The 26,208-nt window shown below is 41.0% G+C and carries 15 protein-coding genes and 2 rRNA genes; 2 read left to right on the top strand and 15 right to left on the bottom strand.

What is annotated here, in order from left to right:
• Positions 1-13: 13 nt before the first annotated feature.
• The 3 genes from DXB63_RS02710 to DXB63_RS02700 form a co-directional block, all read right to left on the bottom strand.
• Positions 14-2,197, bottom strand: a complete 2,184-nt coding sequence (locus tag DXB63_RS02710; protein WP_122124851.1) for a S8 family peptidase — start codon at positions 2,195-2,197, stop codon at positions 14-16.
• Positions 2,198-4,111 carry an Omp28-related outer membrane protein gene (locus tag DXB63_RS02705; RefSeq protein ID WP_122124850.1) on the bottom strand — a complete coding sequence of 638 codons (1,914 nt, stop codon included), beginning with the start codon at positions 4,109-4,111 and terminating at the stop codon, positions 2,198-2,200.
• 75 nt (positions 4,112-4,186) lie between these two features.
• Positions 4,187-8,728, bottom strand: a complete 4,542-nt coding sequence (locus tag DXB63_RS02700; RefSeq protein WP_122124847.1) for a GLUG motif-containing protein — start codon at positions 8,726-8,728, stop codon at positions 4,187-4,189.
• A 373-nt stretch (positions 8,729-9,101) separates the two neighbouring features.
• Between DXB63_RS02700 and DXB63_RS02695 the strand changes: the two genes are divergently transcribed.
• On the top strand, positions 9,102-10,994 hold the full coding sequence (locus DXB63_RS02695) for a tetratricopeptide repeat protein (RefSeq protein ID WP_158563622.1): 1,893 nt from the start codon (positions 9,102-9,104) through the stop codon (positions 10,992-10,994).
• Here DXB63_RS02695 and bla read toward each other — a convergent pair.
• The 5 genes from bla to cysK form a co-directional block, all read right to left on the bottom strand.
• Positions 10,991-11,896, bottom strand: a complete 906-nt coding sequence (gene bla, locus DXB63_RS02690; RefSeq protein WP_122124979.1) for a class A beta-lactamase, subclass A2 — start codon at positions 11,894-11,896, stop codon at positions 10,991-10,993. The two genes, DXB63_RS02695 and bla, sit on opposite strands and share 4 nt — an antisense overlap.
• A 264-nt stretch (positions 11,897-12,160) precedes the next feature.
• Positions 12,161-12,445: a transcriptional regulator gene (locus DXB63_RS02685; protein WP_122124843.1), complete on the bottom strand. Its 285-nt coding sequence runs from the start codon at positions 12,443-12,445 to the stop codon at positions 12,161-12,163.
• Positions 12,430-13,050, bottom strand: coding sequence for a hypothetical protein (locus DXB63_RS02680; RefSeq protein ID WP_122124841.1), 621 nt, complete (start codon positions 13,048-13,050; stop codon positions 12,430-12,432). The genes DXB63_RS02685 and DXB63_RS02680 overlap by 16 nt, the downstream gene beginning before the upstream one ends.
• 279 nt (positions 13,051-13,329) lie before the next feature.
• Positions 13,330-14,151, bottom strand: coding sequence for a lipopolysaccharide assembly protein LapB (locus DXB63_RS02675; protein ID WP_122124839.1), 822 nt, complete (start codon positions 14,149-14,151; stop codon positions 13,330-13,332).
• Between the two features lie 12 nt (positions 14,152-14,163).
• On the bottom strand, positions 14,164-15,114 hold the full coding sequence (gene cysK, locus DXB63_RS02670) for a cysteine synthase A (protein WP_122124838.1): 951 nt from the start codon (positions 15,112-15,114) through the stop codon (positions 14,164-14,166).
• A gap of 124 nt (positions 15,115-15,238) precedes the next feature.
• On the opposite strand from cysK, the gene DXB63_RS02665 reads away from it, so the two are divergent.
• Positions 15,239-16,141, top strand: a complete 903-nt coding sequence (locus DXB63_RS02665) for a cation diffusion facilitator family transporter (protein WP_122124836.1) — start codon at positions 15,239-15,241, stop codon at positions 16,139-16,141.
• A gap of 96 nt (positions 16,142-16,237) precedes the next feature.
• Here DXB63_RS02665 and leuB read toward each other — a convergent pair whose 3' ends face one another.
• From leuB to DXB63_RS02625, 7 genes are all read right to left on the bottom strand, one after another.
• On the bottom strand, positions 16,238-17,299 hold the full coding sequence (gene leuB, locus DXB63_RS02660; protein WP_122124834.1) for a 3-isopropylmalate dehydrogenase: 1,062 nt from the start codon (positions 17,297-17,299) through the stop codon (positions 16,238-16,240).
• Positions 17,300-17,325: 26 nt separating this feature from the next.
• Positions 17,326-18,870: an alpha-isopropylmalate synthase regulatory domain-containing protein gene (locus DXB63_RS02655; RefSeq protein WP_122124833.1), complete on the bottom strand. Its 1,545-nt coding sequence runs from the start codon at positions 18,868-18,870 to the stop codon at positions 17,326-17,328.
• Positions 18,849-19,439: a 3-isopropylmalate dehydratase small subunit gene (gene leuD / locus DXB63_RS02650; protein ID WP_122124832.1), complete on the bottom strand. Its 591-nt coding sequence runs from the start codon at positions 19,437-19,439 to the stop codon at positions 18,849-18,851. Before leuD ends, DXB63_RS02655 begins: the two co-directional genes overlap by 22 nt.
• 25 nt (positions 19,440-19,464) lie before the next feature.
• Complete coding sequence (gene leuC / locus DXB63_RS02645) at positions 19,465-20,862, bottom strand: 3-isopropylmalate dehydratase large subunit (RefSeq protein WP_122124830.1); 1,398 nt, start codon at positions 20,860-20,862, stop codon at positions 19,465-19,467.
• A gap of 8 nt (positions 20,863-20,870) precedes the next feature.
• The gene (locus DXB63_RS02640) at positions 20,871-22,367 is read right to left on the bottom strand and encodes a 2-isopropylmalate synthase (RefSeq protein WP_122124829.1); all 1,497 of its coding nucleotides are present in this window, start codon (positions 22,365-22,367) and stop codon (positions 20,871-20,873) included.
• Positions 22,368-23,046: 679 nt separating this feature from the next.
• Positions 23,047-23,157: ribosomal RNA gene (rrf, locus tag DXB63_RS02630) — 5S ribosomal RNA — on the bottom strand.
• Positions 23,158-23,231: 74 nt separating this feature from the next.
• Positions 23,232-26,114 (bottom strand): 23S ribosomal RNA (locus tag DXB63_RS02625).
• Positions 26,115-26,208 lie beyond the last annotated feature (94 nt).

Genomic DNA, 26,208 nt, shown 5'->3' with positions numbered 1-26,208 from the left:
AATTTGTGATTAGTTATCGAACAATAAATTTACTTCTATAATCAATATTATTCCCATTTATAGAAATAATATAAATACCATTATCGATATTTGGCAAGGCAAAACTATATTCATGTTTCATCGGTATATGATTAAAATACTGATTATATACCAATTGGCCATTTACCGTATGAATTGACAGAGTAACATTATTATCTTCTTCCATAAAACGGATTCCAAACTTTCTATTACCCGAACTTGGAGCAAATATGATCTTCTGATAATCAGTTTGTGATTGTATACCGACGCTCAATAAATTCAAAGCTTCTTTTAACCCGTCCCATGCATCTATTTTGCCATATCCCCACATATTTTCATCCATATCCCGACTCTTAACGGCTGTTGATATTAAAATACTCCGCACATCTTCCGGCGTCAAATCAGGATTAGCCTCCAGCCAAGTTGCCAATACTCCGGTAATAAATGGCGCAGACATAGAAGTACCACTCATTACACCATAATAAAACTTACTCCGATCTACCACAGACTCAGAAATCAGTGCAGATTGCTGTGACGGTTGTATCGCCATAACAGAAGAAAAAGAAGATACAATTGCAGCTCCGGGAGCACTGATATCCGGTTTCATTCTGTTATCTGCTGTCGGTCCTAAACTTGAGAAACTTGCAATCTCTCCAACTGTCTGTCCCGTAGTTATTGACTCACCCCCAATATTAGTGTACTCATTTTTAGAAATATATGCCCCCACGGAAATTATTCTTTTCCCTGTACCTCCAACCTCATTCACGGTATATTGCGTATCACCTTCATTCCATCCTTCCACTTCATTATCAGAAAAAAGAGTTTGTTTATCTCCCCAAACATGTACCTTTCCTTTTTCACCCCAAATCATTAATCCTATATAATGGTCCGCAGCAATGGAATTAATCCTAAATTCCAAATAGGCATTGGCTTTATTATTACGGGGATTATTTTCTGTAGTAATACTGATCTTGCCGGAAGCCCCATCCTGAGATTCCGACAATGAATAAACTTTTTGATTTATCTTTGAAACAGTTATAATGTCAGAAGTAAACACCGTCTTATGAGTATTCTTAGAATAAACAACAACCCTCATATCATAAGTTTTGTCAGCTTCCCCCCATATATCTATGCAGGAATAAGAAGGAAAAAAAGTTTTTAAAGTATCACTGGGAGAAATTGTCTTAGAGACATGCAGATTAGTACGTCCCTCATTCCCTGCCGCACCAACTAAAAGCCTCCCTTTTCCTTGTAGATTATCACAGCAAATATCAAATATCGATGTTCCATCATGCGGCCCCAGATACGATCCTAAACTTAAATTTATCACACAAGGTTTATTGACAGACTCCGCATAATCATAAATATATTTAATACCATCAACAATAGCTACATTGTCTGCCGAGTTTTTATTGAGGCTTACCAACACGATATCCGCCTGAGGAGCAACCCCATAATATAGATTCTCCATATCCGCACCTATGGCAATACCGGCCACATGTGTTCCGTGAGTATCGCTCTTTTTATCATACCGGGCAGATAATATATCCGAAATTGTCGAAAGTTCTGTTCCATAAGAAAAATCTTTGGGAGGTATACCGGAAGCATTATTCTGATTCCATACACGTTTTATTCTCAACTCCTCTTTACCTGAAGCATAAAAGTCGATATGCCCATACTCAAAACCTCCGTCAATGATACCAACAACGACATCTTTTCCCATAAAGCTACGAGGCAAATCAATCCCCTGCTGCACTTTATCCACTAAAGTGATCTCCCTCGCCTTATCCAGTTTCTCTTCAACAGGATTTCCAATCTGTACTCTTTTCACATCCGGCAGTGCCGCCACAACTTGAAGGGAGTCAACAGGTACTTGAGCTGTAATAATCTCGCCTAACACAGAATTGACTTTAACACCACATTCCTTAATTCGAACTAAATCACTTCCGTCATTAATTTCTATAAAAGAATTTACATACATTACATGATTAGGTTCTTCCACTCCAGCAGTCTCCTCAAACCTATTTTTCTGCAATTCTCTCTTCTCATATTCAAAAGAAGATAGAAAATGATTCGTATAAGGAGACATCTTCCCGCTATAGTTCTCCTGCCCCCAAAGAAGAGCAGGAAACAATAGCAAAAGGAATAATTTTATATATCGCATATTCAAATAATACATCTATAATATGATTATTTTTCGTGTCACGGTGTTATCTATAGCTACTATATAAATACCTGTATTTAAAATAATCTCCGTTCCATCATTAGATATATTTTTAATTATTTTTCCCGTAAGATCATACACGGTAGCCGATGTAAACTTACCATTTATCTTCATTCTATTCTTTTCTACATAAACTTGTATGTCATCATTCGCCTGAATACTGGATACAGATGTACTGGATGCACTTCCGGTTAGAGATAAAACATCCGAATTATATACTTCACAATTATTGGCTTCTTTTGCATCATAATTTGAGATAAAGGCAAGAATCTTCATATTTTTTGCATTCCACTTAATAGGCACTATATATTCATATTCTTTAGAGAAAGTATCTTCCGATGACAATACGTTATCTCCCCATATATCCGATAAGACATCTCTTATTACATTATCATATTTATAATAGATAACTCCTCCTTCTGCTTCTTGATCCGTACGTACTTTATCTTCCAACATAAATACATTCAAGCGTAAGTTTTCTCCTAATTTCCCAAAGCCTTCAACACCGGTCTTACGCCCTGCTACTTTAAGTTTCAATTTATGGGTAGCCTCATCATAGTCCTTAAATATATCTACAGTAACTAAAGCAGGTTCCAGCGTCAGTCGGGCATCCATCAATCGCCCTAAAAACATTTTTGTTTCCTCACCCCATGTCCATGACCAAGTATATCCATTGAATACCGGAGAGTCAACACTAAAAAATGTTGTGTTCTGAGCTGAGGCCAAATAAGACAGATTAGCCCTATCAATCATCATACCGTTAGCAGAAGCTCCACCGTTATATAGTTTAGTATATGCCTCACTTGCCGGTATTGCAAATTCTTCATCGGGAGCATACCCTGCAAAATGGGTTACCCTGTTTATATTTCTACGTGAAGAGATAGCCGCTTGCATATTGTCTATGATTGTTATAGTATTGGCTATGAACCTCGTTGCAAAATGCTCTACCAGTATTTTCTTTTGAACGAAGTTTTTTCCGCAATTGATTGCCCCTTCCCATACATTGTTCGAAACATCTTCATCTTCTTTCCCATTCAAATTACTTATACTAACTTTCACCGCCTGTTCACCTTCCTGATATGTAACCGCATTTATTGAAATATCTAAAGCATCACCATATTTTATATTCGTATCAGTAAAAGTCTCTTTGACAGGAGATTCATCACCTATTTGATAAGAGACATCAAAACTTTTAATGGTAGCCGTAGCCATATTCCTGACAACAGACGATATTTCAAAAGTTCGTCCCGGTTTCACAAAATGATCCATATAAACAGATTCCAAAGACAAATCATAAAGAGGAAGCTTATCTCCTTCTATCATACCTATGATAGAAAGATTACCAAAATTCTGAATTTCAGATATCTGATGCCATACATTAGCAAGAGCGATCCAACCTCTACCGGCACAAGTAGGTCTGTCATCCGTCATAATAGGCATCGTACCGTTTAAAGAAATCAAACTATAACCGATATAAAACTCCTTACCTTCAATTTCATAAGGTTCTTCCAATTCAATTTCGTCCCAAGTGCTTTCTCCCGTAAATGTGACCTTCTGAGAATAAAACGGTTTTCCTTCTTTTGTATAAGACAGGAATATTTTCGTATTGGAAAAGCCGGAGTTCCCAACACCTATTTTTACTTTTGTCAGTTTATCTCCTTTGAAATTCATTGCAGTTTCTTCCGGAATTTGTATAACAGCTTTCAGGAAATCACTTTTTCCGGTACCAATACCACTGAATATTCTTTCGGAGCAATAACCTAAAGTATATACGGAAGCCCGCTCTTCACCCGAATCAGCAGGCCTTATTTGAGCATTGACACTACCGGTCAATAATAAAAACAAAAAAGAGACTAAGTATATTTTCATAATAGATAGATTTTATAAATGAATGAATTAGCATCCGAAATCGGATGCTAATTCATTATCACTCATCGGATTTAATTATTTTACAATTATATTTCTTGAGATTCTCTTTCCTGATTCAGTCAGGACATTCAAGATATAAGTACCATTCACAACATTATCAAGTTGGAGTTCAGCCTTATCACTACCCATTACCCTCAAAGATTGAATCAGTCGTGAAGATATATCGTACAAGTTTACGTCTTTTATTGTTTCATTCATTCCACTCAGATCAATCATCAAGGAACTACCAGCCTCAACTACAGTAGGATATATGATAGCTCTAGCTCCCATCTCAACATTATTGATGTTATCACCATTCGTTACCTCAATCGGTATATACAGTGTATTTCCACCGTTTAACGCAATAGTCAATGTTGTGGTTCCGACCTTAGTTCCCGCTATTGCATATTCTTTATTATCGGTAGAAGTAATCGTTATACCTTTATCCTTTTCGTAACTCCAGGTAATATCTTCTATCGGATCAATTTCAAATCCATTTTTGTCAAGCGTAACTATAACTTTATCGGTTCCATTGATTCCCATAGAAACTTTACCGGTCACATTTGCAGTAAGTCGAGGTTGCCATGCAAGCACCGGATAACTGATACCATCGGCTATAAACCAATTATCATCAAAGTCCCATCCCAAAGCCAAGTAAGTATCCTCATCCCATAAAGCCTGTTGAGATACACCCTTACCATCATAGCTCATTTCGTTTGTACTATTAACTCTTACCCCATTTATAAGCATTGTTTCAAGAGCATAGTTATGATCCAAATAATTTGCCATATTCGCATTCTCAACACCAATAATACGATATGATTCAGTTCCGTCAATGCGCTGATTGGCAGCAACATTAAAGGTAGCCTGTCCGGAATAACCATTTTCCCCGATTATACCTCCGTGATAACCTCCGCTTCCGGTTACATCACCCAAATTCAAGCAAAAACTGATTACTACGGCTCCACCTCCTACTGTTTGGTTAAAACCGGCAATACCACCATTACCACTGATACCGGTAATTGTACCCATATTATAGCAATCAAATATCTTCGTACTATTTCTTCCTACAATACCACCGGCATATAAATGAGTACTTTCCACTTCTCCTTTATTATAACATTGTTCCAATGTTACGGATTCTATATCTCCGGTATTAGAGCCGGCTACACCCCCAACATATTCATCCGTTCCTTTTACTTTTCCCAGATTATAAGATTTAGCCAGATAACCTGTATTTACTCCGGCAACTCCACCTACAAAATCATGTCCTATAACATTTCCTTCATTACGGGCTAATGTTGTACTCGATTGGTCGTTAACACCAATAACACCACCAACGGCTCCCGTAATACTAGTTTGTTCTATTGTTCCCGTTATATTACCTTTATTATAAACATTGCTGGTTGTTGCTTTCCAACTTCTTCCTACAACTCCTCCCAGATCTATATCAGCGGTAACATCACCGATATTATATGAATTTATCACTTGGGCTTCATCACTAAGTCCGACAACTCCGGAAACATTTTTTAAACCGGTAATATTTCCTGTATTATAACATTCATCAACAGTTCCATTATCAATCAATCCTGTTATTCCCCCTACATATTCCGTATTACTACTTACCTCTCCTTCATTATGTGATTTCTTGATCGAGACATCGAAACTCAAAGCCGCAATTCCACCTACATATCTATATACAGAATTATCAGGAGCATTGGATACGATTTTACCCGTATTTACACATTTCACAATATTGCCGTTATTGTATGCAGAGACTCCGGCAACAAATGCATTTCCCGTAATATCAGCTTCATTCTTACAACTATCTAAAACTGCCCCTTCATTATAGGCTATAACTCCTGCTGCATAACTTATCGCTTGTACCGAACCGGATACTACTATATGTTTAATCAAACAAGGCCCGCTCTGCGCAACAAGAAGTGCAGATTTCTCTTTACCTGTTACCGAACCGTCAACAATCATTATGCTATCTATCACAGCACCATTCACATACCCGAACAAAGCCTGATTATTCGCTTCCGGACGATCTATTTTGAGATTAGTGATTTTATGTCCCTTTCCATTGATAGTACCTTTGAAAGACATAATAGGTTTCCATCCTCCATCTTCCTGATAGCCGGATAAATCAATATCTTCCGCCAAAACAAAATGCTGTTCAAGACAATTACGTACATTATCCAAATGCAAAGGTTTAGTAATAATATAAGGATCTTCAAATGTACCCATACCGCCTCCAAACATTTCTACCGGAATTTCCGATACATTCTTCAATACCGGCCAATAACCGCTTACAAGAATCCATGTATCGTTAAAATCCCATCCCAAAGCTTCGTAAGTAGATTGCTTTCCCAATTCCGCCAATGTCTTATTCAGCCCATTCATGGATTGAGCACCATTCTCCGTCACGGCATTTCCATTCACCAGCATCGTAGACAAAGCATAATTATTCTCTATATTCGTTGCGTCTTGTTTTTCTCCGGCTATCCTAAAAGCGGTGTTGCCCGATAATTCCTTATTGATAGCTACACAACCGGATACAGAAGCATTGATACAAGAACCGACAATACCACCCGTAAAACCTACTTCATTTTCATTCACTATATTACCAAGATTATAAGAATTGGTAATCACAGTAAGGTTAGCACATCCTGCTATTCCACCTATTTTATATCCTCCGTTAATCTTACCCACATTATAACAGTTATCAACAAGGCATTTCCCAAATTTCGCACTCGGTCCCTGTCCCTGATTCCATCCGTAAGCACCACCGATAATACCACCGATAAATCCATATTCGGCTGTTACACTTCCGGCAAAATAACTATCGGATACTACGGCATAAGAACCCAGTCCTAATAAACCGCCTGCCGTACCTCCACTTATCACATTGGCAGAGGAATAACACTCTTGAATACTGAGCCGGTCTGCTTCCGAAACAGAAAAACTTGTAGCCATGTAACCAACAATAGCACCCACATTTTCTGTTCCCCGTACCGAACCGGAATAACTACATTTATAAATATTCACATCATTATTAGTACCGATAAACCCACCTACGCTCTTCTTTCCGATAATCTCACCGGATAAAGAAAGATTCTTGATCTCCGGAACTTTATCAAATAATTGATTTGAATACGTATTTCCTATCAATCCCTGATAGTCAGATTTTGGCCGATTTATCTTCAAGTTCTTTATAGCATATCCCTTGCCATCCAAATAACCACAAAAACGCTCGATCGGCATCCAACCTTCCCCTTCCTGATAAGCAGAAAGGTCAATGTCATTTTGAAGAATAAAATAAGAATCGGCAGATTTGCGTATATTATTAAATTGTTCGGCTGTTAAAATAACATACGGATCTTCTTCCATTCCGGTGCCGCTTGCAAATAAAGGCTCTGGCAGTTCCGAAACTCCGTTTAACTGAGGATAATATCCGATAACAAATGTCCAGTTATCTGTAAAGTCCCAATTTAATCCGCTTTCATAGATATCCTTAGTCTTGATTTCACGGATCGATTTATTTGCTCCATTCAATGAACTTGCATCGTTTTCCGTTACCGTACTACTTCCTACACGCATGGCATCAAGTGCATAATTATTTGTATAGCATGACGAACTGCCCACACTCTGCCCTGCAATACGATTTATAGTTGAAGAACCATATACTTCAGCGTTGAAGGCAATACAATCGGAAACAGGTGTTTCCGCATTCTTTCCGATAATTCCTCCGGCAACACTTTCCGAAGATACATTACCCATATTATAACATTTCGAGATAAGAGCCGTACTCGGATTACTGAACCCGACAATACCGCCTACTTCCTGATTTCCGGACAATTTGCCCGTATTGTAGCAATTGGTCATAGAAGAGTTATCATTAAATCCGACAATTCCACCAATTGAGTTACCGGTTGCCGTCACATCTCCCGTATTAAAACAATTCGTAACAGAAGACGCCATTGTACTGAAACCTGTTATACCGCCAACTTTAACAACACCTTTCACCGTAGCCGTATTATAACATTTCGTAATAGACGCCTCTCCTTCTCCTGTGGAAATCATACCGGCTATGCCTCCCACAAATTGATTGCTTCCCTCTACTGTTCCGGCAAAACTACAATGGGAAATAACACCTGTACATATCCCGGCAATTCCGCCTACACTGGAGCTACCGCCTACTATATCGCCTACGACATGAAGATTCTCTATACGGGACGGATAAAGTACCTGCCCGAAAAGAGCCTGGTACATAGCCGAAGGTCTATTTATTTTAAGATTCTTAATCGTATTTCCCTTACCATTCAAATGTCCGCTGAATCCGCCGATGGGAAGCCAACCTTCTCCCTCCTGATAGCTGCTTAAATCAATATCATTTTGGATAACGTAATTTGAGGTCGGAGATGTACGTATATTAAACAACTGCTCCGCCGTAGTAATGACATACGGATTATTCACACTACCATCTCCACCACCAAATTGTGCTGATACATTATTAATCATTCCTAATAAAAGAAGAGTAATAATCCCGATTCTTTTGGTAAATCTCTTTTTCATAAGCGTTCTTATTATATTAATGTTAGAAAAATGTCTATGCACAAAAATAGACCATCACTTTTACAAAAGTTATAATTTACCCTGTAATAAGACCGAACTTTTCCGTAAAAACACCGAACCTATATAACAGAAATCACCTAAATTCCATCCATTAGATATAATTATAGAGCTTTACATCAAGATTTTATCCCTTTATGCTATGAAAAACCAACAATTTTATTTCATTAACTATGAAAAGCTACTGTTTTGCCGTAATTTTGCATATATTTGAAACAATCTTAAATTTTGTTTCCACAAGTATAGAAATAAAAGGGTATTTCTTATTATTTATATCAAGATGAGGCAATTTATACTTACTATAATTTTTTCTTTTTTGTGCTGTAGTATTCTTATTTCCCAACCGTTGGACAGCATCAACTTTACCAATCTGTCTAAGGAACAAATTGTCGATACGCTTTTGTTCCTATCGAGGCATTACGGTTCCGTGTCACACGAGAAAAGTACCAAATATGCAACCGATGCCATGATTCTTTCTGAAAATATAGATTATGCAAGCGGAAAGATGAAAGCTTATATCACAATGGGAGAAAACAGTAATATGGCCGCCAATTATGTTACTGCCATGGAGTATTTCTTTAAAGCCATGTCTATCGCCCAAAACACACATTCCCAGAAGAATATTGCTCTTATCATGGATAAAATAGGGAACTGTTACCAACGCATTACCGACTTTGAAAGTGCCTCAAACTTCTACAATAACGCATTAGAGATTTATAAAAAACTAGATGACCGGAAAGGTATTATACAATCGCTCATCCATATTGCAGGTGCTTACGGTATGCAAAATGATTGCGATAAAGGACTCAAGTATTACGATCAGGCTTTAGAGATAGCCAACGAAGACAATGACAAGGAACAACTAATCGTAATTTATAACGGAATCGGGAATTGCTACACCATCACGGGCGATTATGACAAAAGCCTTAGTTACTATGAATTGTCATGGAAAGTAGCCCTTGAAGTAAATGACGTAAAGAAGATATCTTCCTTACTAAACAATATCGGAAATATATATCGAATAAAAAATGACTTGGATAAAGCGATAGAATATACGAAAAAAGCCTTCCAGAAAGCCGACTCCATCAATTATAAAGAGATGACTGCCACTAATCTCTATAATCTGTCCGGGATTTATTTCGAAAAGAAAGACTATTCCAAGTCAATGCAATACATAGACAGAGCACGAAAGGAAGCGGAAGAACTGGGTTACATACTACTCAAAATAAAGATATGGGAACAATACGTAAAACTGTATCAGGAACTCGGACAATTCGACAAAGCGAATGAATACCACACGCTTCTTGTGACGGAACAGAATGAAGGACAGAAAATAAACAATGTAGCACGTATAGCCAATTTGCAAGTTCTCTACAACTTAGCAGGCAAGCAACAGCAGGTTCAGGAACTGACGGCTATTACTTTAATGGATAAGCAGAAAATCAGGCGACTGGTTATTTCACTGATTATCATCTCTATCCTACTCATATTGGCTGCATATTCGCTATACTCGAAAGTAAGGTATATCCGCCTGGCCAAAGAGAACCTATTACAGCTTCACAATTTGAAACAACGAGAACAAGAACAAGAAAACGAACAAATCAGGCTTCTCAACGAACAACTCGTATCCGAACGTGAGAAGCATGAATTGGAAATTGAAAAGAACAGGATAGAAAGACAGCAAATAGATGTGCTGCTGGAACAAATCACGATGGAAAAACAACGTGCAGATGCACAACTGGAACAAACCACTCAAGAAAATCTATCTTTACAAGAAGACGTAGCGGGGAAGAACAGGGAATTAGTTTCCATGACGATGCAGATACAACAAAAGAATGAGATATTCAATAAACTGCGTACCGATATTCTGAAGTTAAAAGAAAACCTTTCCGAACAAGCTGTCAACGACATTGTAAAAAGCATAGACCACTCTGCCCGGACAGACAAGGATTGGGATACATTCCTTATGCACTTCAACAATGTGCATACCAATTTCTTCGAAATCCTGCAACAGCTTTATCCCGAACTGACCGAGAAAGACTTGAAGCAGTGCGCTTATATCAAAATGGGACTATCCGTCAAAGAAGTAGCTTCCTTAATGAATATCTCGATTCGTGCGGTGGAAAAAGCAAGAATGAAGATAAAGGCTAAAATGAATCTGGGAACAGAGGTCAATCTAAGTGTACACTTACAACGAATCTCGCCTTAATATCCCGCTCCTACCATGTATTGATACACCACTCGCGAAATATCCGCTATGATTTGTGAGGTAGCTTGTGCACTTTCCTCCGAATCTTTTATGAAAACGGCTATCGTGTACCTCTGTCCATCAGGCAGATATACAAAACCTACATCGTTCGTACCTACTAGCTGACCTTTATCGTTACGGTCTCCCGTCCCGGTCTTATGCCCTATGACGGCATTTGTTTTCTCCAATGGAAGCGGCAACCGGTCTTTTCCCGTTTGGCAGGAAATCATGGTCTGCTTTATGAAGTGCTGATACTCTCTGCCGAAAAGTTCCTTATTCAACAATAGCTCTATGACTTTCGCCGTTTCAAGCGGGGTGCTCCAGTTCAGATAACAAGTATTCATATCCTTGTGCATTTCATCTTCCGTCACTTTGATAGAGAACTGCTCAATACCCAGACTCCGTATGTATTTGTCCGCAGTCTCCGTGCCACCGGTTTGGCTGAAAAGAATGTCACACGCATTATTGTCACTCAAAAGCAATGTATATTCCAATAACTCCTTGATTGAAAGAGAAATATTACCGTCAGGATATTTATCACGGAGAGGACTGTATGTATCAGGCTTTAAATCATCTTTACGAATATAAACAGGTGTATCCAGCGACCGTCCTCTCCTATGACAATCATCGGCAACAGCTAAAGCCTGATGTAATTTAAACACGCTCATCATCGGATACCGGCAATCATTATTCACGACAAGCGTATCCCTGCCGTTCATTATAACAGCGATACCTATCTGTGCTTTTTTATTCGCTATGGTCTCCTGCAATCGCTTTTCCAGCTCTTTTTGTCCCGTTCCCGCCTTCATCAGCAATACAAATAGGCTTAAAATAAAAATGATACTTACCAATCTTTTAGAAATCATCTTCCATCTTTTAGTTTACAATCCTACATTTATTTTCATTTCCCTTCCCGTTTTTGCCCGTCATCCATTATCCTATTTAATGCCACTAAGGACGAAACGCTAAATACATCAGTACGACCAATCAGTTTCATATTTTGTGGAACTTTAGTTTCATATATTGTGAAACTTTTGTTCCATATATTATGAAACAACTGTTCCACAATATATGGAACTAATCATTCTCCAAGACTTTTATGATAACCGTCCCCGAACAAAAGATAATCATCCCCCGATATAATCTTTCAAAGCATCTACATATTCTTCAAAAGCAGTTCGCCCTGCAGAAGTAATGGTACAGGTGGTACGTGTTTTCTTACCAACAAAATATTTATCCACCTTGATATATCCCGCTTCCGATAGTTTGTCCAGTTGCACACTAAGATTACCGGCAGTAGATTGTGTCTTCTCTTTCAAAAAGACAAAGTCTGCTTCCTCCACCCCCATCAGGATGGACATAACCGCCAGCCTGAGTTGGGAATGAAGCAAAGGATTTAATTCTCTGAGCATACGCCCTCCTTTTTCGCCTGTCTGTTCATAACGTGTCCGGGGATAATCAGTACGATAATACTGCTAAGTATATAAGTCAGTAAATAATAATTCCAATCAAATTCTCCTTTAAAGAGCCTGCACAATATAATGATGCTCATCATCAAGCCAAAGGCAGGCAAACGGGACATCCATTTATCACACAAGATATTTCCCATCATACACACACCGATGGAAACATATAAAAGGCTCAACGGAATCATCAACATCCAACCGCCAAATATGAACATCATCATTATTGTTGCAAAGAAAGTGAAACCGATCCCCTTCCAAATTGTAGAAACCATCTTGTCGGTGTAAGTAACCACCGTTCTCGTCTTTTTCCTTTCCCAATAAAATGTAATGCTCCCTCCGATAAGCGGTATCAACCACCATACCCAATTACATTGCGGATTATTATCGGTAAGCAACAACAGGACATAGACCAATATGGTTACTCCCACCATGGTATACCCCCATAGCAGCATACTGTTGCCATCGCCCAGTTCTAATTTTCTTCTCGTATTTTGAATCATGCAGGAAATGAGTTCCAGACTCTCTTTCTCATTTAACTTTTTGTCTTCCATAACTTTCTTCTTTTTAATCGTTCAAAGGAATACTGCTAAACAACCGTGTTATGTCATTCCTCCTTTAAGCATAAAACGGTTTATAATATAAACCATGCATGGCAAAAAATAAAAGAGCTGCGCAATTCTCTTTTATCATACTGCAAATATAAAGTAGTTTATAATATAAACCAAATAATAGAGGAAAAAAATTACATAATGACAAAAAATAAATGATTCAATCAAGATTACGTTTATCCTTATGGATTCAACTAAGACAACAGCCTTAAAAGTCGCGCATCACTTACATTGCTTCAACAAGTCATGTAAGTCTCTCCGTGGCGTACCTAAAGAGATTGCTTTCTCAAAATCAGCTTTCGCCTGCGCTTTCTTCTTTTGCTGCAAATACACATTGCCGCGAAGCACATAAAAATCGGCACTCTCAGGAGACAGACGGATAGCTGCATCCAAATCAAACAGAGCCAAGTCCGGATGTTCCGTTTCCATTTCCAAATCGGCACGTGCCACGAGCAGATTTACATCTTCCGGATGTGTATTCAACAACTGGTTGAATATCTCTAATGCCTGCTGATACTTTTTCTGACGCTGATAAAGCGTTGCCAACCCCATTTGCCCCGTCAGATTCTCCGGATTCAGGCGTACCAAACGGAGATAATCCGTTTCCGCTGATTTATAATCTCTGCGGTTCAAATAAATATAGGCACGATACAACAATGCTTCCTCGTTTTCCCTATCAACGTCCAATGCATTACAATAATCTATATAAGCACGATCTTCTTGTCCCATCTCCAGATACAATGATGCACGGTTCAATAAAATCGGGACACTTAAAGGAGCAAAATTAAGTGCCATGGAATAAGACTCTAGTGCATCTTCCTTATGCCCTAACCGCCTTTGTACCGTACCCAAATTGGAAAACAGGAGGGAATTAAAAGCATTCGCCGGCTCCAGTTTCAGGGCTTTCTTAAAAAGAGTCTCTGCCTGTTCCAAACTATCCGACTCCGCGCACCTCACAGCTTCCTCGTACAACGACTTGTATTCCGTCTGTGCCTGTACCGACAGTGCTGTCATCAACAAAAATAAGAATATAACCTTTTTCATCTATTCAGTTTATTAATCCAACGGGTAAGTATCAAAAGCAAATTCTTCCGTAGACAGATAGCGTTCACCCGTATCCGGCAGTAACGCGACAATCATTTTATCTTTAAATTCCGGTCGCAACGCTATCAGGCGTGCAGCATAAGTTGCCGCACCGGAAGATATTCCGACCAATAAGCCTTCCGTTTGAGCAAGTTCTCTTCCGCCACGTATGGCTTCATCATCCGGTACGGGAATTACTTCATCCACTACGGACGGGTCATAAATCTTCGGAACAAAGTTTGCACCGATACCCTGAATTTTGTGTACACCGGCTTTACCTTCCGTAAGTACAGGAGAGGATGCCGGCTCTACGGCCACGATATAGATATGCGGATTCAACTCTTTCAACCGTGCGGCTACTCCGCAAACAGTTCCTCCGGTTCCCACTCCGGCTACAAAAACATCTATTTTCCCATCGGTATCTTTCCAGATTTCTTCAGCGGTAGTACGTTTGTGTACGGCAGAATTGGCAGGATTCTCAAACTGTTGCAAGATCAATGAACCGGGTATGGAACGGAATAACTCTTCTGCTTTTTCTATCGAACCGTTCATTCCTTTCATTCCGTCGGTCAAAACAATCTCGGCACCATAAGCCTTCAGCAGGTTACGGCGTTCGATGCTCATCGTTTCCGGCATCGTCAATATCAACTTATAACCTTTCACGGAAGCTACCATCGCAAGCCCTACCCCAGTATTGCCGCTGGTAGGTTCTATAATCGTCGCACCGGGTTTCAAGACTCCTTTTTGCTCGGCATCTTCTATCATGGATAATGCCACGCGGTCTTTGACACTTCCCGCAGGATTAAAAAACTCCAATTTACCGATAATAGGGACGGAAAGCTCATATTTCGCACTATAATAGGAAAGCTCCATCAAAGGAGTATTCCCGATAAGATCCGTCAGTTGTTTCGCTATCTTAACCATAATACCTACATATATGTATTCTGCAAAGATACAGAAGAAAACTTTTATCGAATTGCAGTTGTTTGATAAATAATCTATATTTTTAAAGTGCAAAAGACTAAAAAGATAAAAAGGAGAAAGAATTATGGGACATGAACATTCACACTCACATGGGCATAATCATACAATTACGTCACTCAATAAAGCCTTTATCGTTGGCATTGTCTTAAATTTGGTCTTCGTATTGGTAGAATTCGGAGCCGGGTTTTATTTCGATTCTTTGGCATTACTGTCCGATGCAGGGCACAACTTAAGTGATGTCGTCAGTCTGGTACTGGCTTTGCTTGCATTCCGCTTAGCCAAGGTTAAAGCTAATTCCAGATATACATACGGTTACAAAAAGAGCACGGTACTGGTGTCTTTGCTCAATGCCGTTATCCTGCTGGTTGCCGTGGGAGGAATACTTGTAGAGAGTATCAACAAGCTGCAACATCCCGAAGAAGTGCCCGGAGGAGCTATTGCATGGGTAGCGGGAGTGGGGGTAGTGATTAATGCTTTCACCGCATTTCTTTTCATGAAAGACAAGGAGAAAGACTTGAATGTGAAAGGAGCTTATCTGCACATGGCGGCAGATACACTGGTTTCCGTCGGAGTATTGGTCGCCGGACTTATCATTCGCCAAACCGGATGGTACATTATCGACCCGATTATAGGTATTATCATTGCCATTGTCATCTTAATCTCCACATGGGATTTGTTACATGACAGCATACGGCTTTCATTAGACGGTGTGCCCGTCGGCATAGACAGTGAAAAAGTAAAAGAACTTATCTCCCAAATACCGGGAGTAAAAGACATACATCACATGCATATTTGGGCTATCAGTACCACAGAAAATGCCCTGACAGCTCATATCGTTATTGATAATCTGAATAACATGGAGAGTTTGAAGCATGAAATCAAACATACCTTGGAACATTGTGATATCCATCACGCCACACTGGAATTCGAGAGCCGGAAAGAGCATTGTGACAGGGCGTGCGATTGACAGATGTTCAAGGGGAAATCATCTGCCGAATAAAACAATCTTTTGTCATTCTGAGAATGGAACGAAGAAGTAACCATCCTCAGAATGACAAGAGAATCAGGCTTTACGTATATAATCAACAATCCACTGTCCCACTTCTTTCGTGCCATAATGAGCGCCACCTTCTATCTGAATTTCAGGAGTACGCACATTCGCATCCAAAGACGCATCCACTGCTTTGCGGATTAATTGTCCTTCCTCCTTGCAATCGAAATATTCGAAAAGCATAGCCACGGACAAGATTTGTGCCAACGGATTAGCAATATTCCGACCTTTAGCCTGCGGCCATGAACCATGTATCGGTTCGAACACCGGAGTACTCTCACCGGTAGAAGCAGACGGCAAAAGCCCCATAGAACCACTGATACAAGAACCTTCATCCGTCAAGATATCTCCGAAAGTATTCTCCGTCACCATCACATCGAAGAATTTCGGTTCCTGAATCATACGCATGGAAGCATTGTCCACATACATATAATCTGTCGTCACTTCCGGATATTCCGGCGCCATTTCCTGTGCTATCTGACGCCACAAGCGACTGGAAGCAAGAACATTTGCCTTATCTACCACCGTAAGGTGTTTATTACGTTTCATTGCATACTCAAAACCCACTTTCAAGATACGTTCTATTTCAGGACGAGTGTACATATTCGTATCAAACGCTTTATCATTATCCTGATATTTCTCACCGAAATACATACCTCCCGTCAGTTCCCGGATGCAAATAAAATCTGCTCCATCCACCAATTCATCTTTCAGAGGAGACTTATGCAACAAACACTTAAAAGTCTGCACCGGACGGATATTTGCGAAAAGGCCCAGTTTCTTACGCATCGCAAGAAGTCCCTGCTCCGGCCTTACTTTCGCAGTAGGGTCATTATCGAATCTAGGATCACCAACTGCTGAAAACAGTACTGCATCTGCTTCTTTACAGACTTGAAACGTATCTTCCGGGAAAGGGTCGCCTACCTTATCTATCGCATCCGCACCACAAATAGCATATTTATAACTTACCTTATGACCAAATTTCTCACAAACAGCACTTATGACCCCTACTCCCTGTACAGAGATTTCCGGTCCGATACCGTCACCTGCTAACACTGCAATCTTAAAATCCATAGTTTCTTATTTCTTTGTTTTCTTTATTAACCCATCTTTTCATACTCACTTTCCAATATATTCAGCATTTTCACCGTAGCCTTGATGGCAGCTTCCGTCTGGTCGGCGTCTAACCCGCGAGTACGGAAAACTGTATCTTCAAAACTCCATGTTATGACTGTCTGCACAAAAGCATCCGTACGACCACCCGGAGGAATACTCACGGCATAATTGGTCAACATAGGGAATTTACGTCCCAATGTTATCTTATATATTTTACGCAAAGCACGTACAAACGCATCGTATTGTCCATCACCGGAAGAACTCTCTTCATAAGCCTTACCATTGATCTCAATCTTTAAAGTAGCCATTGGCTTCAATCCGTGTGCCAATGTCACAAAGTAACTCAAAAGTTTCACCCGATTACTTGTTCCGTCATGTTTTAACACATCGGAAATAATATAAGGTAAGTCTTCCTGCGTTACCAACTCCTTTTTATCGCCCAGTTCGATGATGCGCTCCGTCACTTTTCTCATGGATTCTTCATCCAAATCGAGCCCCAGACTTTGCAGGTTCTTTTGTATATTGGCTTTGCCGCTGGTTTTGCCTAAGGCATATTCACGAACACGCCCGAAGCGTTCCGGAAGAAGGTCGTTGCAATACAAATTATTTTTATTGTCTCCGTCAGCATGCACGCCCGCAACTTGCGTAAAGACATTCTCACCTACAATAGGTTTATTCGCTGGTATTACAATACCCGAATATGACTCGACGACACGGCTGACATCATTCAGACGACTTTCATCAATATTGGTCACTGCACTGAAATGATCTTTTAAGATAGCCTGAACACTGGCAAGAGGGGCATTACCCGCCCGTTCGCCTAATCCGTTTATAGTAGTATGCAAGCCTTTGCATCCACTTAAAACAGCTGCAAGAACATTACTTACAGCAAGGTCATAATCATTATGGGCATGGAAATCAAAATGTAATTGAGGATAACGTTTTATCATTTTACGCATAAACTCAATGACTTGCAACGGATTGAGAATACCAAGCGTATCAGGCAACATAAACCGTTTGATACTGCTGTGCTGGAGCATATCTATTAATTGAAAGACATAATCCGGCGAATCTTTCATGCCATTGCTCCAATCCTCCAGATAGACATTTACCTCTATCCCCTGTTCGTCCGCATAACGCACTACCGAAAGAATGTCTTCAATATGTTCTTCGGGAGTTTTTTTCAATTGTTCCCTGCAATGTTTCAGCGAGCCCTTGCAAAGCAGATTAATCACACAGCAACCGGCAGACCTGATCCAATCCACAGACGTGTGTCCGTCTACAAAACCAAGCACTTCCACCCGCTGTAAAAGTCCGCGACGGGCAGCCCAATCACAAATCATTTTTACCGCATCAAACTCTCCTTCAGAAACACGGGCGGAGGCAATCTCTACCCTATCGACTTTCAACTCTTCCAGCAATAAACGGGCTATCATCAGTTTTTCATGGGGCACAAAGGAAACTCCGCTGGTCTGCTCACCGTCACGGAGCGTAGTGTCCATAATCTCTACTCTGACGCCTTTTCCCATGCTTCTATCTTGTCTTTGTTGGTCAGAAGATAATCAATATCGTCCAAACCATTCATCAAACAATGTTTCTTATATGCATTAATTTCAAAATGCTCGTTCCTGCCTGTTGCTTTGTTGGTTATCGTTTGTTGCGGAAGATCCACCTCTACTTCCATTTTGGCATTATCATCGATGGAAGCAAAAAGTTCCGCTAAGAAAGATTCACTCACAACTACCGGAAGCACGAAATTATTTAATGCATTATTCCTAAAAATATCTGCAAAGAAACTGGATACAACAACACGGAACCCATATCCTGCTATTGCCCAAGCTGCATGTTCACGACTGGAGCCGGAACCGAAGTTCTTTCCCGCCACTAATATTTTACCCGAATAAACCGGATTATTCAAGACAAATGAATCAATCTTATTACCTTGCTTATCATAACGCCAGTCACGGAAAAGATTATCACCAAAGCCCTCTTTTGTCGTTGCTTTCAGGAAACGCGCCGGAATAATCTGGTCTGTATCTACATTTTCCAAAGGAAGGGGCACACAAGTACTTGTCAGTATATTGAATTTTTCTTTCATTGTTCTTTTATTATAACCGTGAATATTACATTAATTCTCTCGGGTCTGTAATCTTACCTGTTATCGCAGCAGCAGCGGCTACCAACGGACTGGCAAGCAATGTACGCGCTCCCGGCCCCTGACGACCTTCAAAGTTGCGGTTACTGGTGGATACCGAATACTTGCCGGACGGTATTTTATCGTCATTCATCGCCAAGCATGCAGAACATCCCGGCTGACGCAATGTAAATCCGGCATCTTCAAATATTTTATCCAGCCCCTCCTCACGAATCTGTTTCTCCACTTCCCACGATCCGGGAACAAGCCATGTAATAACATGGTCGGCTTTCTTCTTTCCTTTTACCAACGCAGCAAAAGCACGGAAATCTTCAATGCGTCCATTGGTGCAAGAACCCAGAAATACATAATCAATCTGTTTCCCTATCAATAATTCGCCTGCTTCAAAGCCCATATAACCAAGAGACTTTGCATAAGAAATACGTCCGGCTTCAGGTATGCTCTCCATTGTAGGTATATGGCACGTTATCCCCATTCCCATCCCGGGATTCGTACCATAAGTTATCATCGGCTCAATATCTTCCGCATGAAAGGTTATTTCCTTATCAAACACAGCATCGGCATCACTTTTCAAGGTCTTCCAATAAGCAACAGCCTTATCCCATTCAGCTCCTTTCGGAGCATATTCTCTACCTTTTATATATTCAATAGTAGTTTCATCCGGAGCAACCATACCTCCTCTGGCTCCCATTTCAATACTTAAATTACAAAGCGTCAAACGCCCTTCCATTGATAAACTGCGAACTGCTTCTCCGGCATACTCTACAAAATATCCTGTCGCACCACCGGTCGTCATCTTTGAAATAATATAAAGAGCCATATCTTTTGCTGTCACTCCTTTACCCAACTTACCTTCTACATTGATACGCATCGTCTTCGGCTTTGATTGAAGAATACACTGGGAAGCAAGTACCATCTCAACTTCACTTGTACCGATTCCAAAAGCAACCGCCCCCATTGCACCATGCGTTGAAGTATGTGAATCACCACATACAATGGTCATGCCCGGCAATGTTAATCCTCGTTCCGGACCTACCACATGGATAATACCATTTTTAGGATGCATCATACCAAAGTGAGCCAAGCCAAAATCTTTTGCATTTTGTGCCAAGGTGTCAACCTGTGTTTTGGATACTGCATCTTCAATCGGTTTGTCCTGATCATGCGTCGGAGTATTGTGATCAGGCATACAATAAATCCGTTCCGGACGAAAACATTTAATACCTCTCGTCTTTAACCCTGCAAAGGCTTGAGGACTGGTTACCTCATGGCAATAAAGCCGATCTATATAAAGTTGTGTGGGACCATCTTCCACTTTTGTCACTACGTGAGCATCCCAAATCTTGTCAAATAATGTGTTAGCCATCTTCTTTCTTATTTAGTGAACTTATTGATACAATCAATATAGGCTTCTACAGAAGCAGCAACAATATCCGTATTTGCTCCGAAACCATAATAAATTTGTCCATCATACTCTACCTGCATATGCACTTTACCCATATCATCACTACCTTTACTAATCGCCTGAATAGTAAATTCCTTTAAGGTCATATGACGGTTAATAATTTTCTTTAAAGCCTGTATAGCTGCATCCACAGGTCCATTGCCGGACGCTGCCGCCTCAAAACTCTCGCCTGAAATATTTAATCCCAGACTTGCCACAGAGCGAACACCCACACCACTCGTCACCTGAAGATATTCCAGTTTAATACGATGGTTACGACTACGATCTGCACCAGCCAAAACAAGGATATCATCATCATGAATATCTTTCTTCCTGTCGGCTAATTTAAGAAATTCTTCATAAACTTTATCCAATTTATCCTGTTCTAATTCCACACCTAATACAGAAAGGCGATGTTTCAATGCTGCACGTCCGCTACGAGCAGTCAAAACAATTGCATTATCATCGATACCCACATCTTTCGGGTCAATAATCTCATACGTCTCAACATTCTTCAAAACACCGTCTTGATGGATTCCGGAAGAATGAGCAAAAGCATTTCTACCGACTATGGCTTTATTAGGTTGTACCGGCATATTCATTAAGCTCGACACCATTCTGCTTATTGGATAAATTTTGGTCGTATTTATATTCGTCTGAATATTGATATCGTTATGGCTTTTTATGATCATTGCCACTTCTTCAAGTGCCGTATTACCTGCTCGCTCACCAATACCATTAATCGTCACTTCCACTTGTCGCGCACCATTCAGCACTCCACTCATCGTATTAGCAGTAGCCATGCCCAAATCGTTATGACAATGAGTTGAAATAACAGCATTATGGATACCATCAACATGTTCCATCAGATATTTAATTTTTGCACCATACTCCTCCGGCAAACAATAACCTGTCGTATCCGGAATGTTTACGACTGTTGCTCCGGCTTTCACCACAGCTTCAATCACACGGGCCAGATATTCATTATCTGTACGTCCGGCATCCTCTGCATAAAACTCTACATCCTCCACATATCGTTTTGCATACTTTACAGCAGCTACTGCACGTTCTATTATTTCTTCAGGAGTAGAATTAAACTTATATTTGATATGTGAATCCGATGTCCCTATACCCGTATGAATGCGTTTATGTTTCGCATATTTCAGAGCTTCAGCAGCCACATCTATATCTCTTTCCACAGCACGAGTCAATGCACAAATAGTTGGCCATGTAACTGCTTTCGATATTTCAATCACCGAGTTGAAATCACCGGGACTGGAAACAGGAAATCCGGCTTCAATAACATCGACCCCTAATGTTTCCAAGGCCTTGGCTACTTGTATTTTCTCTACTGTATTCAACTGGCATCCCGGCACCTGCTCACCATCCCGAAGGGTGGTATCAAAAATAAATAATCTATCATTCATCTTTCTACTATTAAATTTTACCTAACCGACTTACTATTTACCAAAAAAGCCTTTCGCACATGGAAGTGAGAAAGGCTTTCGTATATTATCAGTTATACATATTTACGCACGACACTCACTTCCACCAAGCCCAGCCAGGAGAATAATAATACCGCACAGCAAAATATGTATAAACATCTTATTCATTCTTTTTCTTGTTTGACAATGCAAAGGTAGAGATTATTTCCAATAAACAAAATAAAATGAAAGTTTTTTGCTTATAAAAATATCATTTTATTTGTTTACAGCTTATTAATCAGGGAATATATCATATAATTAATATGAATCTCTATCTTTTGTTGTAAACGACATAACCATCATAATAAGAAGGATACAGAGAAATCAAGAAAAGAAAAGTGAAAGGAGTGATCCGGCAAGAAAGAATAAACAAAAGTATTATAAATCCAAAGCAAACGTTCTTTGCATATAAAGTATGAATCCTTCCCATAGCCCCTGAAGAATACGATGGATTCAGGACAAGCAGGGAACGACGGTAAGCGTCTATTTCCTGCATTATCAGCATAGCCAGCATATTATTATCATAGTGAAGGGAACACGGGGGAAGGGGGAGGAAGGGAGGGAACGGTACATAACAAAAAAAGAGAGTCCCTTCCGATCACTCGAAAAGGACTCTCTAATAAAACGGCAGCTACCTACTCTCCCACTGTTACGCAGTACCATCGGCGTGACCGGGCTTAACTTCTCTGTTCGGAATGGGAAGAGGTGGAACCCCGGTGCTATAGCCACCTAAAATAAGGCAGACATAATGTACAAAATAAATTCTATCAGTAAGATACTAAACGTATATAAAAACCATCCGCATCTGAAAGAAAGTCGACGGGCAATTAGTAATGCTCGGCTATGATGTTACCATCTTTACACCTGCATCCTATCAACGTTGTCGTCTTCAACGACCCTGAGAAATCTAATCTTGTGGCCGGCTTCGTACTTAGATGCTTTCAGCACTTATCCGATCCAGACTTAGATACCCGGCAATGCACCTGGCGGCACAACCGGTAAACCAGAGGTCTGTCCAACACGGTCCTCTCGTACTAGTGTCAGAGCCACGCAAATTTCATACGCCCACGATAGATAGAGACCGAACTGTCTCACGACGTTCTGAACCCAGCTCGCGTGCCACTTTAATGGGCGAACAGCCCAACCCTTGGGACCTTCTCCAGCCCCAGGATGTGACGAGCCGACATCGAGGTGCCAAACCACTCCGTCGATATGAGCTCTTGGGAGGGATCAGCCTGTTATCCCCGGAGTACCTTTTATCCTTTGAGCGATGTCCCTTCCATACGGAAACACCGGATCACTATGCTCTAGTTTCCTACCTGATCGACCTGTCTGTCTCCCAGTCAAGCGCCCTTATGCCATTACACTCTGCCGACGGTTACCAATCGTCGTGAGGGCACCTTTAGAAGCCTCCGTTACACTTTTGGAGGCGACCACCCCAGTCAAACTACCCACCAAACAGTGTCCCCGTTACAACGGGTTAGAACTCAAATAATCAAAGGGCCGTATTTCAACAGCGGCTCCACAAATACTGGCGTACCTGCTTCAATGCCTCCGGCCTATCCTACACATCAATTACCCAAATTCAATGTTAAGCTATAGTAAAGGTTCACGGGGTCTTTTCGTCCCATCGCGGGTAATCGGCATCTTCACCGATACTACAATTTCACTGAGCTCACGGTTGAGACAGTGTCCAGATCATTACACCATTCGTGCAGGTCGGAACTTACCCGACAAGGAATTTCGCTACCTTAGGACCGTTATAGTTACGGCCGCCGTTTACTGGGGCTTCAATTCAATGCTTCTCTTGCGATGACATCTCCTCTTAACCTTCCAGCACCGGGCAGGTGTCAGGCTGTATACTTGATCTTTCGATTTTGCACAGCCCTGTGTTTTTGTTAAACAGTTGCCTGGACCTATTCTCTGCGCCCTCCCGTCACCGGGTAGGGACCCTTTATTCCGAAGTTACAGGGTCAATTTGCCTAGTTCCTTAACCGTGATTCACTCAAGCGCCTTAGTATATTCAACCCGACTACGTGTGTCCGTTTACGGTACGGGTACCATACAGATTAAGTTTAGCGGATTTTCTTGGGAGTTTGTTTACATGCGCTATTGGATTGTTCGAAGAACGCTCCATACTATCAGGTTCGACTCTGTCGGCGGATTTGCCTGCCAACATCAACATCTACACCCTTCAACCGGCTATTCCGTCAGCCGGCGGCACTATCACTGCTCCGTCCCCACATCACTCTGTATGCTAGTACAGGAATATTAACCTGTTCTGCCATCGGCCTCACCCTTCGGCTGAGCCTTAGGACCCGACTAACCCTGATCCGATTAGCGTTGATCAGGAAACCTTAGTCTTTCGGCGAGGGGGTTTCTCACCCCCTTTATCGTTACTTATACCTACATTTGCTTTTCCATACGCTCCAGAGTACCTCACGATACGCCTTCAACGCTGAATGGAATGCTCCCCTACCAACTTATAGTTCCATAGCTTCGGTAAATAGCTTATACCCGATTATTATCCACGCCAAACTCCTCGACTAGTGAGCTGTTACGCACTCTTTAAATGAATGGCTGCTTCCAAGCCAACATCCTAGCTGTCTTAGCAATCTGACTTCGTTAGTTTAACTTAGCTATTATTTCGGGACCTTAGCTGATGGTCTGGATTCTTCTCCTCTCGGGCACGGACCTTAGCACCCATGCCCTCACTCCTGATCTTAAACTAATGCGCATTCGGAGTTTATCAAGACTTGATAGGCGGTGAAGCCCTCGCATCTTATCAGTCGCTCTACCTCACATTAGTAATAATCAAGGCTGCACCTAAATGCATTTCGGGGAGTACGAGCTATCTCCAAGTTTGATTAGCCTTTCACCCCTACCCTCAACTCATCCAGAAGCTTTTCAACGCTTATTGGTTCGGTCCTCCAGCTAGTGTTACCTAGCCTTCAACCTGGTCAAGGGTAGATCACTTGGTTTCGCGTCTACTACCACCGACTAGACGCCCTATTAAGACTCGCTTTCGCTTCGGCTCCAAGACTCGATGTCTCTTAACCTTGCCGGTGACAGTAACTCGTAGGTTCATTATGCAAAAGGCACGCCGTCACAGCACGAAGCTGCTCCGACCGCTTGTAGGCGCACGGTTTCAGGGACTATTTCACTCTTCTATTCGAAGTGCTTTTCACCTTTCCTTCACAGTACTGGTTCGCTATCGGTCTCTCGGGAGTATTTAGCCTTACCGGATGGTCCCGGCTGGTTCACGCAGAATTCCTCGTGCTCCGCGCTACTCAGGATACCACTAAGGTTCAGATCGCTTCGTGTACGGGCCTGTCACCCTCTATGGAGACACTTTCCAGAATCTTCCACTCACTATCTTTCGTCCTATATCGTGGTCCTACAACCCCAATGATGCCGTAACAACATTGGTTTGGGCTATTCCCCGTTCGCTCGCCACTACTTGGGGAATCATTATTATTTTCTTTTCCTGCAGGTACTAAGATGTTTCAGTTCCCTGCGTTAGCCTCCAACTTTGGTTGGATGATTGGTCTTCAACCAATCGGGTTGTCCCATTCGGAAATCGGTGGATCAAAGATTATTTGCATCTCCCCACCGCTTATCGCAGCTTATCACGTCCTTCATCGCCTCCGAGAGCCAAGGCATCCGCCATGCGCCCTTGCTTACTTTCTTTCAAACGTCACTTGTCATTCCCGTATCGCTACTGAAACAACAGTAATGGTTTGTATATACTTTTAGCTCTTTACTTCTAAAATTTACTTTGGTT

This window comes from Bacteroides sp. OM05-12, from assembly GCF_003438995.1.
Classification (GTDB): domain Bacteria; phylum Bacteroidota; class Bacteroidia; order Bacteroidales; family Bacteroidaceae; genus Bacteroides.
This window is presented reverse-complemented; position numbering and strand designations above follow the sequence as displayed.